Annotated in this window: 11 protein-coding genes; 6 read left to right on the plus strand and 5 right to left on the minus strand. The window is 61.9% G+C overall.

What is annotated here, in order from left to right; translation table 11 throughout:
* Positions 1–3: 3 nt before the first annotated feature.
* Positions 4–360 carry a hypothetical protein gene (locus AB8B02_RS27405; RefSeq protein WP_141137156.1) on the plus strand — a complete coding sequence of 119 codons (357 nt, stop codon included), beginning with the start codon at positions 4–6 and terminating at the stop codon, positions 358–360.
* A gap of 180 nt (positions 361–540) precedes the next feature.
* Here the strand turns inward: AB8B02_RS27405 and AB8B02_RS27410 are convergent, their stop codons facing one another.
* Positions 541–2409, minus strand: coding sequence for a dihydroxy-acid dehydratase domain-containing protein (locus tag AB8B02_RS27410; protein WP_439065689.1), 1869 nt, complete (start codon positions 2407–2409; stop codon positions 541–543).
* A gap of 340 nt (positions 2410–2749) precedes the next feature.
* Between AB8B02_RS27410 and greA the strand changes: the two genes are divergently transcribed.
* A complete protein-coding gene (gene greA / locus AB8B02_RS27415; protein ID WP_439065690.1) occupies positions 2750–3232 on the plus strand; it encodes a transcription elongation factor GreA in 483 nt (160 codons plus the stop codon).
* 84 nt (positions 3233–3316) lie between these two features.
* Here the strand turns inward: greA and AB8B02_RS27420 are convergent, their stop codons facing one another.
* The gene (locus AB8B02_RS27420) at positions 3317–4375 is read right to left on the minus strand and encodes a ketopantoate reductase family protein (RefSeq protein WP_439065691.1); all 1059 of its coding nucleotides are present in this window, start codon (positions 4373–4375) and stop codon (positions 3317–3319) included.
* Between the two features lie 223 nt (positions 4376–4598).
* Between AB8B02_RS27420 and AB8B02_RS27425 the strand changes: the two genes are divergently transcribed.
* On the plus strand, positions 4599–5588 hold the full coding sequence (locus tag AB8B02_RS27425) for a Bug family tripartite tricarboxylate transporter substrate binding protein (protein ID WP_439065692.1): 990 nt from the start codon (positions 4599–4601) through the stop codon (positions 5586–5588).
* Positions 5589–5741: 153 nt separating this feature from the next.
* On the opposite strand, the gene AB8B02_RS27430 is transcribed toward AB8B02_RS27425, so the two are convergent.
* Positions 5742–6656, minus strand: coding sequence for a 3'-5' exonuclease (locus AB8B02_RS27430; protein ID WP_439065693.1), 915 nt, complete (start codon positions 6654–6656; stop codon positions 5742–5744).
* 129 nt (positions 6657–6785) lie between these two features.
* The gene (locus AB8B02_RS27435) at positions 6786–8348 is read right to left on the minus strand and encodes an adenylate/guanylate cyclase domain-containing protein (protein WP_439065694.1); all 1563 of its coding nucleotides are present in this window, start codon (positions 8346–8348) and stop codon (positions 6786–6788) included.
* Positions 8349–8599: 251 nt separating this feature from the next.
* On the opposite strand from AB8B02_RS27435, the gene AB8B02_RS27440 reads away from it, so the two are divergent.
* Positions 8600–9853 carry an acetyl-CoA C-acetyltransferase gene (locus tag AB8B02_RS27440; protein ID WP_439065695.1) on the plus strand — a complete coding sequence of 418 codons (1254 nt, stop codon included), beginning with the start codon at positions 8600–8602 and terminating at the stop codon, positions 9851–9853.
* A gap of 253 nt (positions 9854–10106) precedes the next feature.
* Here the strand turns inward: AB8B02_RS27440 and AB8B02_RS27445 are convergent, their stop codons facing one another.
* Complete coding sequence (locus AB8B02_RS27445; protein ID WP_439065696.1) at positions 10107–11555, minus strand: amidohydrolase family protein; 1449 nt, start codon at positions 11553–11555, stop codon at positions 10107–10109.
* A 176-nt stretch (positions 11556–11731) separates the two neighbouring features.
* Here AB8B02_RS27445 and AB8B02_RS27450 point away from each other — a divergent pair, with 176 nt between their 5' ends.
* Positions 11732–13324 carry a gamma-glutamyltransferase family protein gene (locus AB8B02_RS27450; RefSeq protein WP_439065697.1) on the plus strand — a complete coding sequence of 531 codons (1593 nt, stop codon included), beginning with the start codon at positions 11732–11734 and terminating at the stop codon, positions 13322–13324.
* A gap of 591 nt (positions 13325–13915) precedes the next feature.
* On the plus strand, positions 13916–15922 hold the full coding sequence (locus AB8B02_RS27455; protein WP_439065698.1) for a TonB-dependent siderophore receptor: 2007 nt from the start codon (positions 13916–13918) through the stop codon (positions 15920–15922).
* The last annotated feature ends 48 nt before the right edge of the window (positions 15923–15970 follow it).

Below are 15970 nucleotides of genomic sequence, written 5' to 3' on the forward strand. Positions count from 1 at the left end.
TGCATGCAGGTTGAGCGGATTTTACGTGAATACGGCCACTTCCTTCGGCCGATGAGTGAAGCGCCACGCGACGGTCAGCGAATCCTTGGCCACTCTGCCCAAGGTGGTGCCCAAGGCGGCCACCTCATTTCCTGCTACTGGGAACCGCACCCCCAAGGCCTGATCGGGCCGAACTGGGTGGAGGAGCGCGATAGCGCCATCGGTTATATCGACCGCTATTTCGATGGCTGGATCAGGCCCCGCGAATTCAGGCTGCTTGATTCGGTCGCCATCAACCGGTTGCTCGTCGCTTACATCGACGATGCGCGCGCCGCCGATAACCGCGAGGCGCTCAAAATGCTTGAAGCAGGAGACGGTTAGGGCATGACCCCGAAAAGTGGATGCGGTTTTCGCCGACAAACGAGTTCGTTTGTCGAGAGATCGTGCTTCCAATAAAGAAAATGCTCCGGCCGTTTTGGGAAGAGCTGATGGAAGATGAAGGGAAATGGCTCGGGCCGGGAGCTTTGCAGCAAACCCGGCCCTAACTGCCAGTCCTCAGGTCTAGAAAGCCTTGTTGGCTTCCGGACGATGCGTATTTTTCGGCACGAAACCGGAGCGTGTGGCTTCGCGCTGGTTGCGCACCCAGACCTCGCGGTTCGGATGCAGGCCGGCGCCGCGGGTGGCGGGCACGGCGCTGGTGCGGGCGCGATGCAGCAAGCGCGTATCAGCCTCGCCGCAGCTCGGATGGATGCCGCCATTGTCCGCAACCACCTTTTCCCATGCCGCCTTGCGCTTGGCATAGATGGCCGGATCCTGCAGCTGCGTGCAGTTGAGTTCGTTGACATTGAGGTCGGCGATGATCTCGTCGCCGTCCTCGATCAGTCCGATGGCACCACCGAGTGCGGCTTCCGGGCCGACATGGCCGATGACCAGACCCACCGAGCCGCCGGAGAAGCGCGCATCGGTCATGAGACCCACGACGATGTTGCGCTCGCGGCAGAGCGTGGTGATGCGCGAGGTCGGATCGAGCATTTCCGGCATGCCGGGCGCACCCACGGGGCCGTCGTAGCGCACGATGACCATGTCGTGGTTCTGGAATTTTTCCGGATGCTGATCGAGCGCCTGCAGCAGGCCGCGCTCGCCTTCGAACACGCGCGCAGTGCCGCGGAACAGATTGTCCTCGAGGCCGCCCTCGACACCGGCGAGCTTGAGAATGGCGGAGAATTCCGGCGACAGGTTGCCGCCGAGCACGCGCAACCCGCCGGTCGGCTTGTAGGGCTTGGCAACGGTGTAGACCACCTTGCCGTCGGCTGGCTTGGTCTCCAGGCGCTTGATCTGCTCGGCCAGCGTCTCGCCGGTGCAGGTCAGCACGTCGCCATTGATCAGGCCGGCTTCCATCAGTTCGCGCACGATCACCTGCACGCCACCGACATTGTCGATGTCGACCATCGAATACTTGCCATAGGGGCGGGCGTCGGTGAGCACCGGCACGAGATATTGCGACAGATAGTTGAACTCTGCCGGCGTCATGACTTCCTTCCAGAAGTCGGCGAAGCCTGCGGCGCGCGCGATTTCCGGCGCATGCAGCGTCACGTTCGTCGAGCCGCCGATCGCCATCGCGACGATGACGGCGTTGCGGATCGAGTCACGACTCACGATGTCGCGCGGCTTGATACCCTTGGCGATCATGTTGGCGAGATAGCTGACGAGCTGCTCCGGGAATTCCTTCAGGCGGCGCGGATCGTCGGATGGCGGTGCCACCATGTGCAGTGGCTGCATGCCGACCACGCCGATGAAGGTCTGCATGGTGTTGTAGGTGAAGATGCCGCCGCAGCTGCCGATACCGGGGCATGCGTGGCAGGCGATGTGGTGGCGATATTCGGGGTCCGGACTGCCGGCGACCTGATAGGCACTGACGATGTCCAGCTTCTCGCCATTGTCGGGATCGGTGCCGGGATGGATCGAACCGTCCGACATGATGATCGACGGCTCGTTGTGTTCGAGCAGCGCGGCCAGCGTGCCGACTGGCGGCTTGTCGCAGGCAACCACGGCGATAGTACCGAGCAGGCCCGTGGCGCTCAGATGCTCGCTCATGGAATCGTTGGTGACTTCGCGGCCGATCAGCGAATAGCGCATCTCGCGGGTGCCGTTGCGGATGCCGTCCGAGGTCGCAATGGTGTATTCCGGCTGCACCAGGCGATAGGGCAACTGGCCTGCGCCGCGACCGATGCGCTTCTTCAGGCTCTCATGGATCGCGTCCACCTTGGACATCACGCCCATATAGCACTGGCTGTCGCCCTTGGTGCCCACCACGCCCACCGACGGCTCATGAATGAGCGTCTCGTCCGTGCCGAGTATGCGCGCAATGCCGATGGTCTGCGCGGAGCGGCCGGGATGGTTGTCGATGGTGACGACGGGCGACTTGGACACGACGAATTCCTTCCTGACGGCGTTCTTGATCTGCGAGGCTTGAATGCACCGCCGCCGGCGCTCGGCATTGGCGCATGTCAGACCCTGCGGTCAGGGCAGGGTCCGTCCACGATCCAATTTAGGATCGGTCTAGCCAGTGCATAACCCCCGAAGATCGCAAACACAATCGGATTGCCCCTCCACTGGAACAGGGCTGCCTTGTCGCCGTCCGGTGCCGCAAAGCAGCAAAATTCCGGGTGCCATTTACGCGATCAGGCTATTTCTGCATGGTTTTGACAAACCAATGGGGTAATCGCTTCCTGCGCCGTCACCGCGGATCGCGTCGATACGGAGTTCGAGATTGAGCGTTGCCTTCACCAAGGAAGAAAGTGCCGAAACGGCTGCGGAAACTCTGCTGCCCGACCGCCCGATCTCGCCTCATCCGAACCTCGTGACCGAAGCCGGTTTGCAGGCGCTGGAGATGCAGCTCCAGCAGGCCCGCGAGGCGCATGACGCCGCGAGCGCGATCGACGACGTGAACGAACGGCGGCGGCAGGCGGCAATCCCGTTGCGGGACATGCGCTATTTCACGGCCCGCGTTCGCACGGCCCAGCTCGTTCCAGCTCCGACATCGACCGACGCGGTAGCCTTTGGGAGCACGGTGACTTTCAGCCGCAATGACGGGCGTGTGCAGACCTATCGGATCGTGGGCGAGGACGAAGCGGATCCCAAGGCCGGTTCGATTTCCTTCGTGTCCCCGGTGGCGAAATCGCTGATGGGCAAGGCCGTCGGTGACATCGTCGGCGCAGGCCCTCAGGAACTCGAAATCATATCGATCGAATAGAGGACGCCGTCGCGGCGGTGTGGCTTCGCGTCTGATGTCAGTCGCGAAGCCGGTATTCAATCGCAGCACCGTCACGCCAGCGCGTCAGATTCCCGCGCTGGACTCCAGCCGCTCGTTGAGCTTCTGATCGACGACTTCGACCGTGCGGTCGATATTTGCATTGGTCATCCCGAGCTGATGCGAAATCAGCTTCACCAGAAGATCGACCCGCTCGATAAACGGCGCTCCGGCAGCGACTGCACGGGCGGCCGATGACGGCTTGAGCAGGCTCTCTGCTGCCTTGGCGTATTTGGCGAACGGCACCTGATCCTCGGGATCAGCGCCGAGACGCCGTGCAACGGCATCGACATGCTCGTAGATCGACTGCGACACTTTCAGGTCGCCGTGAACGGCCTCGCGGATCGACTGCGGCTCTTCGGGCGTGATGCAGCGATAGTTGCCCGTGAGTAGCATCGACCACTTCGCCAGCGGCACGAACAGCGAGTCGAATACTTTCAGTTTCACCGGCACGTCCTGGCCGTCGAGCTTCACAGCGTCGATGTCGGCTTCGAGTTCGCGCAGCAGCTTGTTGTGAGCCGGATCGGCAAAGGCCGATGCCTTGAAATTCGTCGGCAGGCCGACGTGAAGGACATTCGCCGCTTCTTCCGGTGGCCGAAAGGCCTGCGGATCGGGCGAGCACAGCGTCACCAGTCCCGGGTCGAAGCGTTCCCACACCTGGGCATTGGTATAGGCCTCTTCGAGTTTCATGTCGGCCAGCCCCGGAATGCGCTTGAGATAGGGTAGCGGCGGCATGTTCATGATCGACAGACAAGGCAGCTTCGCCCCGGCGATCTTGATCATCAGAACGCGGATCGTGTGGTTGGTATATTGCGGCTCCTGCATCGCAAGACCGACCAGGTCGTAGCGCGACAGCTCGACCTGATCCGGTGACGTCGCATCCAGTTTGCCTGGCAGGTCGCGTGAGAAGATGGCGCGGTGGTTCGGTTCGTCGCGCAGTTTGATGCGCACTTCAGTACCATCGCGATTGATGAGTTCGGCGGTCTTCTTCCGGCACACGAGGGTCACGTTATGACCGGCCATCAAGAGCTTCGTAGCCAGCAACGAGCCGTAGGAAGCTCCGAGAATCAGAATATTCCGCGCCATGGTGTTTCGTCCCTCACGTGATGTGTGCGCCAGATCCGAACGGTCCGGCATTTTTAGTTGACGCGGACACTACTGCACTGCCGCGCTGCGATCCAGATGGCGTGAGCTGTTACATGCAGAGCTGGAAGCGATTTGCTTTTCCAATGCGCCAATCTGTCCCGCCTATCGTCGTGGCGAATGTGGGAGCGATCGGGTACCGTCATAAAAAACAACGGAGGGAAACATGTCTGCGATCATCAATCGTCGTCACTTCATGGCTGCCGGGTCGGCAGCCGCCGCCATGCCGTTCGTCGCGCGCGATGCTTCGGCGCAAGCCGCGTGGCCGTCGCGGCAGATCCGCATGATTTGTAGCTATCCAGCCGGCGGGCAGACCGATCTGCTCGCGCGCGCCTTCGGCGAATACATTTCCAAACAGGTCGGACAGACTGTCGTCATCGAAAACAAGGCCGGCGCATCCGGCGCCATTGGCACAGCGGAAGTCGCGCGCGCCGAGCCAGACGGTCACACGATTCTCTGCTCGATCTCGACCACCTATGTAATGAACCGGGTGATGCTCAAGACGCCCGGCTACGACATGGACAAGGATCTGACGCTGGTCAGCGTCATTCCCGGCGCCGGATTGCCACTGGTCGCCAGTCCGAAATCCGGCGTCAAGACGCTGGAGGACTTCGTCGCCTTCGCGCGCAAGAACGACAAGGTGAATTTCGGCACCTATAGCGTCGGTTCGGCGCCGCATATGACGATCAACGAACTCAACAAGCAGTATGGCCTCAAGATCGAGCCGATCCATTATCGCGGCGAAGCGCCGATGTGGACGGGACTGGCGGAAGGCTCGATCGATTTTGCGATGGGCAGCTACACTGCGTCACAAAGTGTGCTGCAGAGCGACCGCGGCGTGCCATTCGCCGTGCATTCGAAGAAGGTCGACGCCATCCCGAATGTGAAAACGCTGCCCGAGCAGGGCGCGACGTCGAAATTCTTCACGGTCAGCGGCTTCACGGGTTGGGCCGTGCCCAAGGCGACGCCGCAGCCGATCGTCGATCGGCTGTCGCAGCTTTGCGTCGCGGCCAACAGCGATCCGAAAGTGAAGGAAGTGCTGAAGACCTTCGTGCTCGAACCGGCGCTCGGCTTCAAGGAGACCAATGCGCTGTATCAAAAGGAGTTGCCGGTCTGGATCGAGGCGGCACAGGCGCTCGGTTTGCAGCCGGTCTGACCGCCGGCTGGATTGAATTAACGTTCGTCATTGCGAGGAGCGAAGCGACGCGGCAATCCAGTTCTTGTCTTCAAGAAGAAAAAGACTGGATTGCTTCGTCGCAAGAGCTCCTCGCAATGACGGCGCGAATATCTAGCCTTTTCTTTAGATGTTCTACGCTCGTACCGAAAACCGGCTCATCGCGCTGAGGGCTTGCACGCGCGGCTCGACGTCGCGCATGTAGATCGTCTTGCGCAGGAATTCGATCTCACTCGCCTCTTTGCTTTCCTCGACGTCGATATACCAGGACTTCGGCCGGCCGTCGGAGCCGTCGCTCCAGCGATAGCCGCGTCGCTTCAGCTCGTCCTTGAGATCGAAAGGCGACTGCTCTGCCCAGACCCGCATCGTTTTCTTGCGGGCGCGTTCCAGAAGAACCGCCAGTGCCGGCGCACCGAGATCGGGCAATTCGAACGCGAGAATCTCGAGCAGCGCATGACAGTCGTCGATCGCCCGGTGCGCCTGATGAAAGAACCCTGCGCCGGCGAGCAGATAGCCTAGGCGCGATCCGTCGAAGCCGTGTTTGCGCCAGTCCACTTCCGTGGCTGAACAGCCCCAGGCCTTGTGCTGGAACACCGGCCAATAGCGCTCGGAAAACTTGCGGTCGAAGCCCGCATTGTGCGCGATGACGATGACGGCGTCGTCGGCGAAAGCGGCGACGGCATCGGGATCGATGCGATGTCCCGCGACGATCTCGTCCGTGATGCCCGTCAGCTCGGTGATCTCCGGCGGGATCGGCCGCGACGGCTCGTTGAATGCGGTGAAGACATCCGCCACGCGCGTAATGCTGCCGTCCGGCAGATAGTCGAACTTGATCATGGCAAGTTCGATGACTTCGTCGCGCACCTGATCGAGGCCCGTGGTCTCGACGTCGAGGAGGATTCCGGAGCGGGTCGGCTGGCCGTTGGCCGGCGCGAATTCGGTGCGCGGGATCAGCCGGCGGAGGACTCGGTAATCGGTCGATCTGGCGAGCGTGTCCGCCATGGCGGCAAGGCCGGGATCGTCCTGCAGGCTAAGATCGTCTTGGAGCATCTGATTCCGGGCAGTTCTTCAGGCGCAGCGTCGTTCAGCAATGACTATGGTGTTCGCTGAATCGGGGCAACCTGCCCGCCGGCGATAGACACAGCTGTGTGGCGCTCAGGCCGCCATTTTTGCGGTCGATTATACCTTGCGATCCAGCGAGGCCAGCGCCTCGTTCAGCACGGAACGCAGGCGTTCGGTGTCGTCGGGCCGCACGGCGGAGGGGTCCAGATAGAAATCCAGCCCCGGCATGCGTTCGACGACGATATCGGTTTGCACCGGCCTGTCGTCGATGATGCTGTCGACCGCATAGGGCACGACCTCGCGGCTGATGCCCTTCATGGTGATCGGCGGCAGCGGATGCGAGGTGATGATGTCGCTCACCAGTGCGAAGGTTTCATAGCTGATGGCGATGCCGCCAGGTTCTGCGATCGACTGCAGGCGTGCGGCGAGGTTCGCTTCCGCGCCGATGATCGTATAGTCCATACGATCGGCGCTGCCGAAATTGCCGACATTGCAATAGCCGGAATTGATGCCGATACGAGCCTTGAACGGCTCCTCGATGCCTTCGGTGCGCCACTTCGCATTCAACTCGATCAGCCTGCGCTGCATCCGCCACGCCATGCGCAGGCAGTCCTGCGCATCCTGACGGTCGCCCTTGGTCTCCGGATCGCCGAAGAAGATCAGCATCGCATCGCCGATGAATTTATCGATGGTGCCGCCATATTCGTGGGCGATCGCCGACATCTCCGTGAAATATTCGTTGAGCAGATGGGTGATCAGCTCCGGCTGCAGCCGCTCAGTCGTGGCCGTGAAATTCTGGATGTCGGAGAAGAAGATCGTCAGCTTCTTGCGCTCGGTATGGATGGTGACGTCCTTCTGACCGCTGAAGATGCTCTTGTAGACCTGCGGCGAGATGTAGCGAGAGATCTTCATGGAGAGCGCGGCGAGGAAATCGTTGTTGGCTTCCAGTTCATGGTTCATGCCGGCAATGCGCTGCGACTGGCGCCGCTGCAAAGCCAGGAACGAGACGCCGCTGACGGCGGCCAGCGCAAAATAGGCCAGCAGGAACTTGAACGAGAACAGGTTGGCCGCAATCGGCTGGGTAATGATGACTTCCTGGATTCCGCGGACATCGCCGACCTTCCAGTCCTTCTTTGGGCTTTCCGGATGGCTGTTGTGGCAACTGACACAGGCCGGGCCCATCAGCACGGGCGCGACGATGCGGACCGTGTCGCTGAACAGCGACGCCCTGGTGTCGATGATCTTCTGTTCGGAATTGTCGCGCAGGCTGCGCAGCGCGGTCTTTTCGAAATTATCGAGCTGGTGCGGCGCGCGGTTCTGGAACGGGTAGTCCGACACGAAGCGGTAGTTGATGTTCTCCTGCTGAGCGCCGATGACGCGGCCGAGTTCGAGGGAGAGCGTCGCCGGAATCGGGATCGCGCCGGGCACGCTTTCATAATTGTGAACCACCTGCGTGGTGCCCTGATGGGCCAGCACGCGCCCGACCACATTGGTTGCGTAATAACCTCGCACGCTCGTGATCACGGAGTTCAGGTCGTTGGCCTGCCGGCGCAAGGCGGCGTCAACCAGATTGGTCAGATCCAGCCACACGGCGACCGGGAGGAGCAGCAGCAGAGCGGCGACGGCGAGCCCAGGCGCAAATACGCGCGAGCGTCGGCGGGGGACATCAGGCTGATCCATGAAGATAGGTTCCTGGATTTCTGGCTGTTGAGCGCAATGAGCGTGCAGCGGCGCGGCCGCCTCCGTCTCATAGCGCCGGTATGGTTATAATATCGTGCTTGGGTTGTGCCAATTTTCTGGTAGTGGACGAAATTGCGCCGGATGCCCGCCAATTTTGGCAGACGAGCATGCCGCCTGCGCACCTTGACTTCACGGGTCGCTTGGCCAATCTCGCGGTCAGAAAAACACTTCAAAACTCTTGGGAGAAGATCATGGCCGACGCCTATATTATCGACGCAGTCCGCACGCCCCGTGGCATCGGCAAAGTGGGCAAGGGCAAGCTCGCCGAACAGCATCCGCAGCATCTCGCCGCCACCGTGCTCAAGGCGATTGCCGAGCGCAACAAACTCAACACCGCAGACGTCGACGACGTGATCTGGTCGACCTCGACCCAGCGCGGCAAGCAGGGCGGCGATCTCGGCCGCATGGCCGCGCTCGATGCCGGCTATGACATCAAGGCGTCCGGCACCACGCTGGACCGTTTCTGCGGCGGTGGCATCACCGCTGTGAACTTCGCGGCAGCCCAGATCATGTCGGGCATGGAAGACGTCGTCATCGCCGGCGGCACCGAGATGATGTCGCTGACCGGTGCGATGGCCGCCGAGGATATGGCCGCGGGTAAGGCGCCGCTCGGCATGGGCTCGGGCAACAAGCGGCTCGCCAAGGTGCATCCGCAGTCGCATCAGGGCATCTGCGGCGACGCGATTGCTTCGATGGAGGGCATCAGCCGCGAGGCGCTCGATGCGCTCGGGCTGGAAAGCCAGCGCCGCGCAGCCGTCGCCATCAAGGAAGGCCGTTTCGACAAGAGCATCGTCCCGGTCAAGGATGACGAGGGCAATATCGTGCTCGCCAGGGACGAATATCCACGTCCGGAAACCACTGCCGAAGGTCTCGCCGGTCTGAAGCCGGCTTTCGCTGCGATGGCCGATCATCCGCTGGATGAAAGCGGCATGACCTTCCGCAAGCAGATCAACCAGAAATATCCGGATCTCAAGATCGAGCATTTCCACCACGCCGGCAATTCATCGGGCGTGGTCGATGGTGCCGCAGCCTTGCTGCTGACCTCGAAGTCCTATGCCGACAAGCATGGCCTGAAGCCGCGCGCGCGTATCGTGGCCATGGCCAATATCGGCGACGATCCGACCCTGATGCTGAATGCGCCGGTGCCGGCTGCGAAGAAGGTGCTGGCAAAGGCCGGTCTCAAGAAGGAAGACATCGATCTGTGGGAGATCAATGAAGCCTTCGCCGTGGTCGCCGAGAAGTTCATCCGCGATCTCGATCTCGATCGCAGCAAGGTCAACGTCAATGGCGGCTCGATCGCGCTCGGTCATCCGATCGGCGCCACCGGCGCGATCCTGATCGGCACGATCCTCGACGAACTTGAGCGCCGCAACCTGAAGCGCGGCCTGGTCACCATGTGCGCCGCCGGCGGCATGGCACCAGCGATCATCATCGAGCGCATGTAAGCTCTAAACTCTCCCGCCTTAACCTCTCCCCGCTCTGCGCGGGGAGAGGTCGCCGCGTCTTCGCGGCGGGTGAGGGGCCCTCACTGGAACTGCCGCATACTCGCGCTCTCGGGTCGAGAATTCTTCGATCCGAGAATCCGTGCGTGATGATTCGCCGTGCCTCGCCCCTCACCCCAACCCTCTCCCCGCAAAAGGGCGGGGAGAGGGAGCGCGCCGGCGCACGTGGTAAAGTCCGAATGCCGCAAGTACCGGCTCATTCGTTCGACGGCCACGCCATCGGGAACGACAGCGGCGAGATTTCCGTCAGCTTGCGGCCGGCCCAGTCGAGACCGGGCGTGCGCTCCTCGGCGCGGATCTGCGCTTCATGCACGCGCAGCGCCGCGGCGGGATAGTCGAACGTCTGCACCACGCCGTCCTTCACCACCTGCCGGCCATCGACATAGACGTGACGCACCGCGCGTTCCGCCGCCGCATAGATCATGCTGCGGATCGGATCGCGATGCGGCTGCATCATCGGATGGGTGACGTCGACCATCACGAAATCGGCCTTGCAGCCAGCCTCGAGCCTGCCGATGTCGTTGCGGCCGAGCGCCTTGGCGCCGACGGTGGTGGCGGCCTCGAACAGCATGGTCGAGTTCAGGCCGCGCGGATGCCCGGCCATCAGCCGCGAGGTCATCGTCACGTTGCGCATCTCCTCGATCATGTTGTGCGGATAGGTGTCGGTGCCGATCGCCACTGAAATGCCGGCCGCGCGATAGCGGCCGACATCGCGTAGCGCGATGCCGCGGCGCATGAACACGGTGGGACAATGCGCCACCGTCGTTCCGGTTTCGGCGAGCAGCGCGAGATCGCGCTTCGTGTGCCACGGCGTCAGCGGATGGTCGTCGACGAAGATGGAGTGACCGACCAGCGAGGTCGGGCCGAGCACGCCGAGTTCGCCGAGCCACTGGATCGGCGTCACGCCATGGCGGCGGACGATCTCGTGGAATTCCGACACCGACTGTGCGGCATGAGTCTGCCACGGAATGCCGCGGCGTTTCGCTTCGGCGTAACTGTCTTTCATCAGTTGCGGCGTGCAGGTGTCGATCTGCGCCGGATACATCATGCCGGACAGACGGCCGGACGGATGGCTCTCGGCGGCATCGATGAGCGCGAAGGCCTGCAGCATGCCGTCTTCGCCGGCCTTCTCGTTCCATTCGTAATCGACGAGCGTGCCGTTCGGCGTGAACCAGCGCGCCGAGCGGAACCCCGGAGCGATATAGACGCGCAGGCCGCTTTGTCCGGCGAGATCGAGCCATTGCGGATGAGGCATCGAAAGATCAACCACCGTGGTGACGCCGGACAGCAGCAATTCCGAATACGCAACGCGCACGCAGTCCGGCACGCCTTCCGGATCGGACCGCAGGATCGGCATGTATTCGTAAAGCGACGAATTATACAGGCCGGGCGAGCCGATCTCGTCGAGAAAGCCCTTATTGAGCGGTTCGCTGGACGGATGCGAATGGATATCGACGAGGCCCGGCATCACCATGAACCCGCGTCCGTCGATGGTCTCGACCGCTTCGCCCTGATAGCCGCGGCCGGCAAACACGATCTGGCCGCCGTCGAAAGCGACATCGCCGCCGGTGACATAGGTGTGGCTGTTTTTTGCGGCGTCCCAGGCGACGACATAGTCCGCGTTGCGGATGACGGTGATGGCCATACTGATCCTCTTGATGGAAGGCGAGGAACCGTAAGCGCAAGCGACTAGCCGGTGCAAGATCGAGAGGTGAGCAGATCCGCCTGTCTATTTGGCAGGTGCAACCCGTCTGTTCGGCTCGTGCAAATGACGATAAGAAGACGCGTTGATCTGCAAAGTCCTGAAGAGAGCCTGAACTGATGCAATACAGACATGATGGCCTTTACGCTTCCCGCCGTTCGCCGGTCATGGCGCGCAATGTGGTGGCGGCGTCGCAGCCGCTGGCAACGCAGGCCGGGTTGCGCATGCTGGAGCGCGGCGGCAATGCGCTGGATGCGGCGCTCGCGGCAGCGATCACGCTGACCGTGGTCGAGCCGACCGGCAACGGCATCGGATCGGACGCCTATTGCATCCTGTGGGACGGCAAGGAGCTGCATGGCCTCAACGCATCCGGCCGGTCGCCGGCGGGATGGAAGCCGGAGCGATTTGCAAATCACAAGACATTCCCGCATCGCGGGTGGGAGAGCGTCACCGTGCCCGGCGCCGTCTCGGCCTGGGTCGACCTGTCCGAACGCTTCGGCAAGCTGCCCTTCGCGGAGCTGTTCGAGCCCGCGATCTCCTATGCGGAAAACGGCTTCCACGTCTCGCCTGTGATCGCCGAACTCTGGCGCCGCGGCGCGGAGGAGTTGAAGAACCAGCCCGGCTTTGCCGAGGCCTTCATGCCGGGCGGGCGGGCGCCTGCGGCGGGCGAATTGTTTCGCGCACCCGGTCACGCCTATTCGCTCAAGCTGATCGCATCGACCAAAGGCGAAGCCTTCTATCGCGGCGAACTCGCGCAGCGTATCGCTGCCTTTGCGCGCGAACATGGCGCTGTGCTCGACGAGGCCGACATGGCCGCGCATCGCAATGACTGGTGCGGCACCATCCATCAGGATTTCGGCGATGCCTCGCTGCATGAGATCCCGCCGAACGGGCAGGGCATCGCGGCGCTGATGGCGCTGGGAATCATGCGGGCCTACGGCACCGACGGTCTTGTGCTCGACAGCGGCGATGCCTTCCATCTGCAGATCGAAGCCACAAAACTCGCTTTCGCCGACGTTTACGCCTATGCGGCCGATCTCGATTACATGCGCGACGTCACCGTCGCGCATCTGCTCAATCCGGCCTATCTGGCCTCGCGCGCAAAGCTGATCGATCGCAGCCGTGCGCAGGATTTCGGCGCCGGTGCGCCCAAGACCGGCGGCACGGTGTGCCTGTCCACCGGCGACGCTTCCGGCATGATGGTGTCCTATATCCAGTCGAACTATTCGGGCTTCGGCTCCGGCGTGGTCGTGCCCGGCACCGGCATCAGCCTGCAGAATCGTGGCTTCGGTTTCGTCCTGACTGAGGGTCATCCCAATCAGGTCGGTCCGCGCAAGCGGCCGTTCCAGACCATTATTCCCGGCTTCGTCATGCAGGGCCGGGAGCCGCTGATGGCCTTCGGTCTGATGGGCGGCCCGATGCAGGCACAGGGCCATCTGCAGATGATGTTGCGCATGCAGCTCTGGGGACAGGATCCGCAGACGGCAGCGGATGCACCGCGCTGGCGCTATGTCGCCGGGTTGAAAGTGGCGATCGAGACCGCGGTGCCGGACAATGTCGCGGCAAATCTCGCCAGCCGCGGTCATGTCATCGAGCGCGAACCGCCGGATTCCGCCTTCGGCTTCGGCGGTGCGCAGCTCGTGCGTAAAATCGATGGCGGCTATGTCGCCGGCTCCGACCCGCGCAAGGATGGGCTCGCGGCGGGATTTTGAGTCGATCTCGCAGCCCGGATGAGCGAAGCGACATCCGGGGCCGGCGTTTCAACAGGCGTGACACTCCCGGATATCGCTGCGCTCATCCGGGCTACAGATCTTTCCCAGCCCGACCGCCTTCGCGACGGTGTAGGTGATCGGGCTCGCCACATAGGAACGACAGTGCGATGGCCAGGCTCCATTTGCCAACGCCAGGCCGATCGCATCCGGCGCCGACTTTGACCTATTCTAGCAGTTGACCTGTTGCCATTCTCTCTTTGGATCACGAAGAAGCTGTAAAGCGGGCTGCTTAGGCTTGCTGAATAGCTGGGGCAATTCGTGATCATAAAATCAAAGAACTGGAAGCGTGCCGCATGGCTCGGTGCGGCGAGTGCGTTTGTCATGTCGCTCGATTTTACGACTGCTGTTCGTGCGCAGTCGACACTTCCCGCAGTGACGGTCGACGCACCACAACAGCAAGCGACACGGCGCTCTCAAGTCAAACGCAGCACATCAGGCGCGCGGGGCGACCGTCGCGTTGCTGCCCGCCGATCGCAGCAAGCCGTTGCGCCAGGTCCGGTCAATCCGAGGCCCGAAACCGCTTGGGGGCACGTGGACGGCTACGTCGCGACCCGTAGCGGGACGGGCACAAAAACCGACACGCCGTTGATCGAAACGCCGCAGGCAATTTCCGTCGTCACGCAGGATCAGATTCAGGCGCAGGCCGCACGGAGCGTGTCGCAGGCCACGCGCTATACGTCCGGGGTGGTCGGCGAGCGGAACGGTGCCGACGGCCGCTTCGATCAGGTTTATGTCAGGGGCTTTCTCGCCGATCAGTATCTGGACTCGTTGCGGGTGGCGTCGGGCACCTTCGCCTATACGCTAGTCGATCCTTTCAATCTTGAGCGGTTGGAGGTGCTGCACGGGCCTGCGTCGGTGCTCTACGGTCAGGCCTCGCCGGGCGGTGTGGTCAATATGGTCAGCAAGCGGCCGACCACAGAGCCGTATCAGGAGATGTTCGTTTCGACCGGCAGTTACGGCCGCGTCCAGAGCGGCATCGATGTCAGCGGGCCACTCGATAAAAACAAGGAATTTCTCTATCGCCTCACCGCTTCCGGCTACGACGTCGGCAGCCAGGTCGACCACGGCGACTATCAGCGCGTCTCGATCGCGCCGTCGCTGACGTGGCGGCCGACAAACGATACCACGATCACCTTCCAGGGGACCTATCAAAGGGACCCGAAAGCGGGCTTCTACAATCAGCTACTGCCGAATGGCGTGGGAACGTTGTTCTCGACCGTCAATGGCCGGATTCCAACCAGCTTCTACCTGGGCGACCCCAACTATAATATATTCAAGCGCGAATATGGTTCGATTGGCTATCTGTTCGAACATCGCTTCGATAACGTTTGGACGGTGCGGCAAAATCTCCGCTATACCGACAACAGCACCTATACACAGGCGGTCTATCCCCAGTCCAACCAGACGAACATTACCAGCATAGGCCGCGATGCGTTTTCTGCGGCGGAAACACTGCGTACCTTTGCAATCGACAATCAGGCCGAAGCGAAGTTCGCGACCGGACCGTTCCAGCACATGACGTTGTTCGGGGTGGACTACCAGACCGGCACCGATCGGGCCTCCAACGGCTATCTCGCCGATGTTGGAGCGATCAACGCGCTGAATCCTGTCTATGGCATAACTGTTCCAGCGCTGGATTTCGATGGCGCCAGCAGGCAGACCTTCGATCAGGTCGGTGTTTATCTGCAGGATCAGATCAAGTTCGACCGCTGGGTTGCGCTATTGGGAGTCCGGCATGATCGAGCCGAGTCGCGTACGGTCTCGACCTTCGACGGCACGACCTTCGGCACCACCGCGACATCGGATGAAGCGACCACCAAGCGCGGCGCCTTGCTGTACAAGTTCGACAACGGCTTGGCGCCATACATTCAATACACGGAGTCGTTCCAGCCGATCGTTGGGGCGTCGAACAGGACCCTGAATCCGTTCAAGCCGACGACCGGTCAGCAGAAGGAGTTCGGCGTTAAGTATCAACCAGACGAAAAGATGCTCCTGACTTTCGCAGCTTTCGACCTGAAGCAGCAGAACGTGGTGATGCAGGATCCGAACGATATCAGAAACCGGGTCCAGGCCGGTGAGATCCGGTCGCGCGGGATCGAGATCGAGGGCAAGGTACAGGTCGATCGCAGCCTGACATTGCTTGGCGCCTACACTTATCTCGACCTAGTCAATACGAATTCGGAGCCTGATACGCTCGGTAAACGGCCAATCGGTGTCCCGCGCAATGCGGCATCGCTATGGGCCGATTACACCTTCCGCAGCGGCGTCCTCGATGGTTTCGGTCTGGCGGCCGGCGTCCGCTATTTCGGGGAAACAGCGGGCGACAGCATGAACACCTATAACGTTCCCGGCGTCACGCTGTTCGATGCGGCGCTTCACTATGATCTTGCCGGACTTGGACCGCAGTTCAAGGGCTTCAAGTTCCAGCTCAATGCCAGCAACCTGTTCGACAAGACCTATGTGCGGCTGTGTCAGGATTCCGGCTGCTATTATGGCATGCGGCGCGATGTGATCGCGACGCTGCGTTACCGATGGTGATGCAGCGGCACAGGATGAACTTCAAATCACAGTGTCGGTGCGAAGGAT

Source organism: Tardiphaga sp. 862_B3_N4_1 (assembly GCF_051811085.1).
In the GTDB taxonomy this organism is placed as follows: domain Bacteria; phylum Pseudomonadota; class Alphaproteobacteria; order Rhizobiales; family Xanthobacteraceae; genus Tardiphaga; species Tardiphaga robiniae.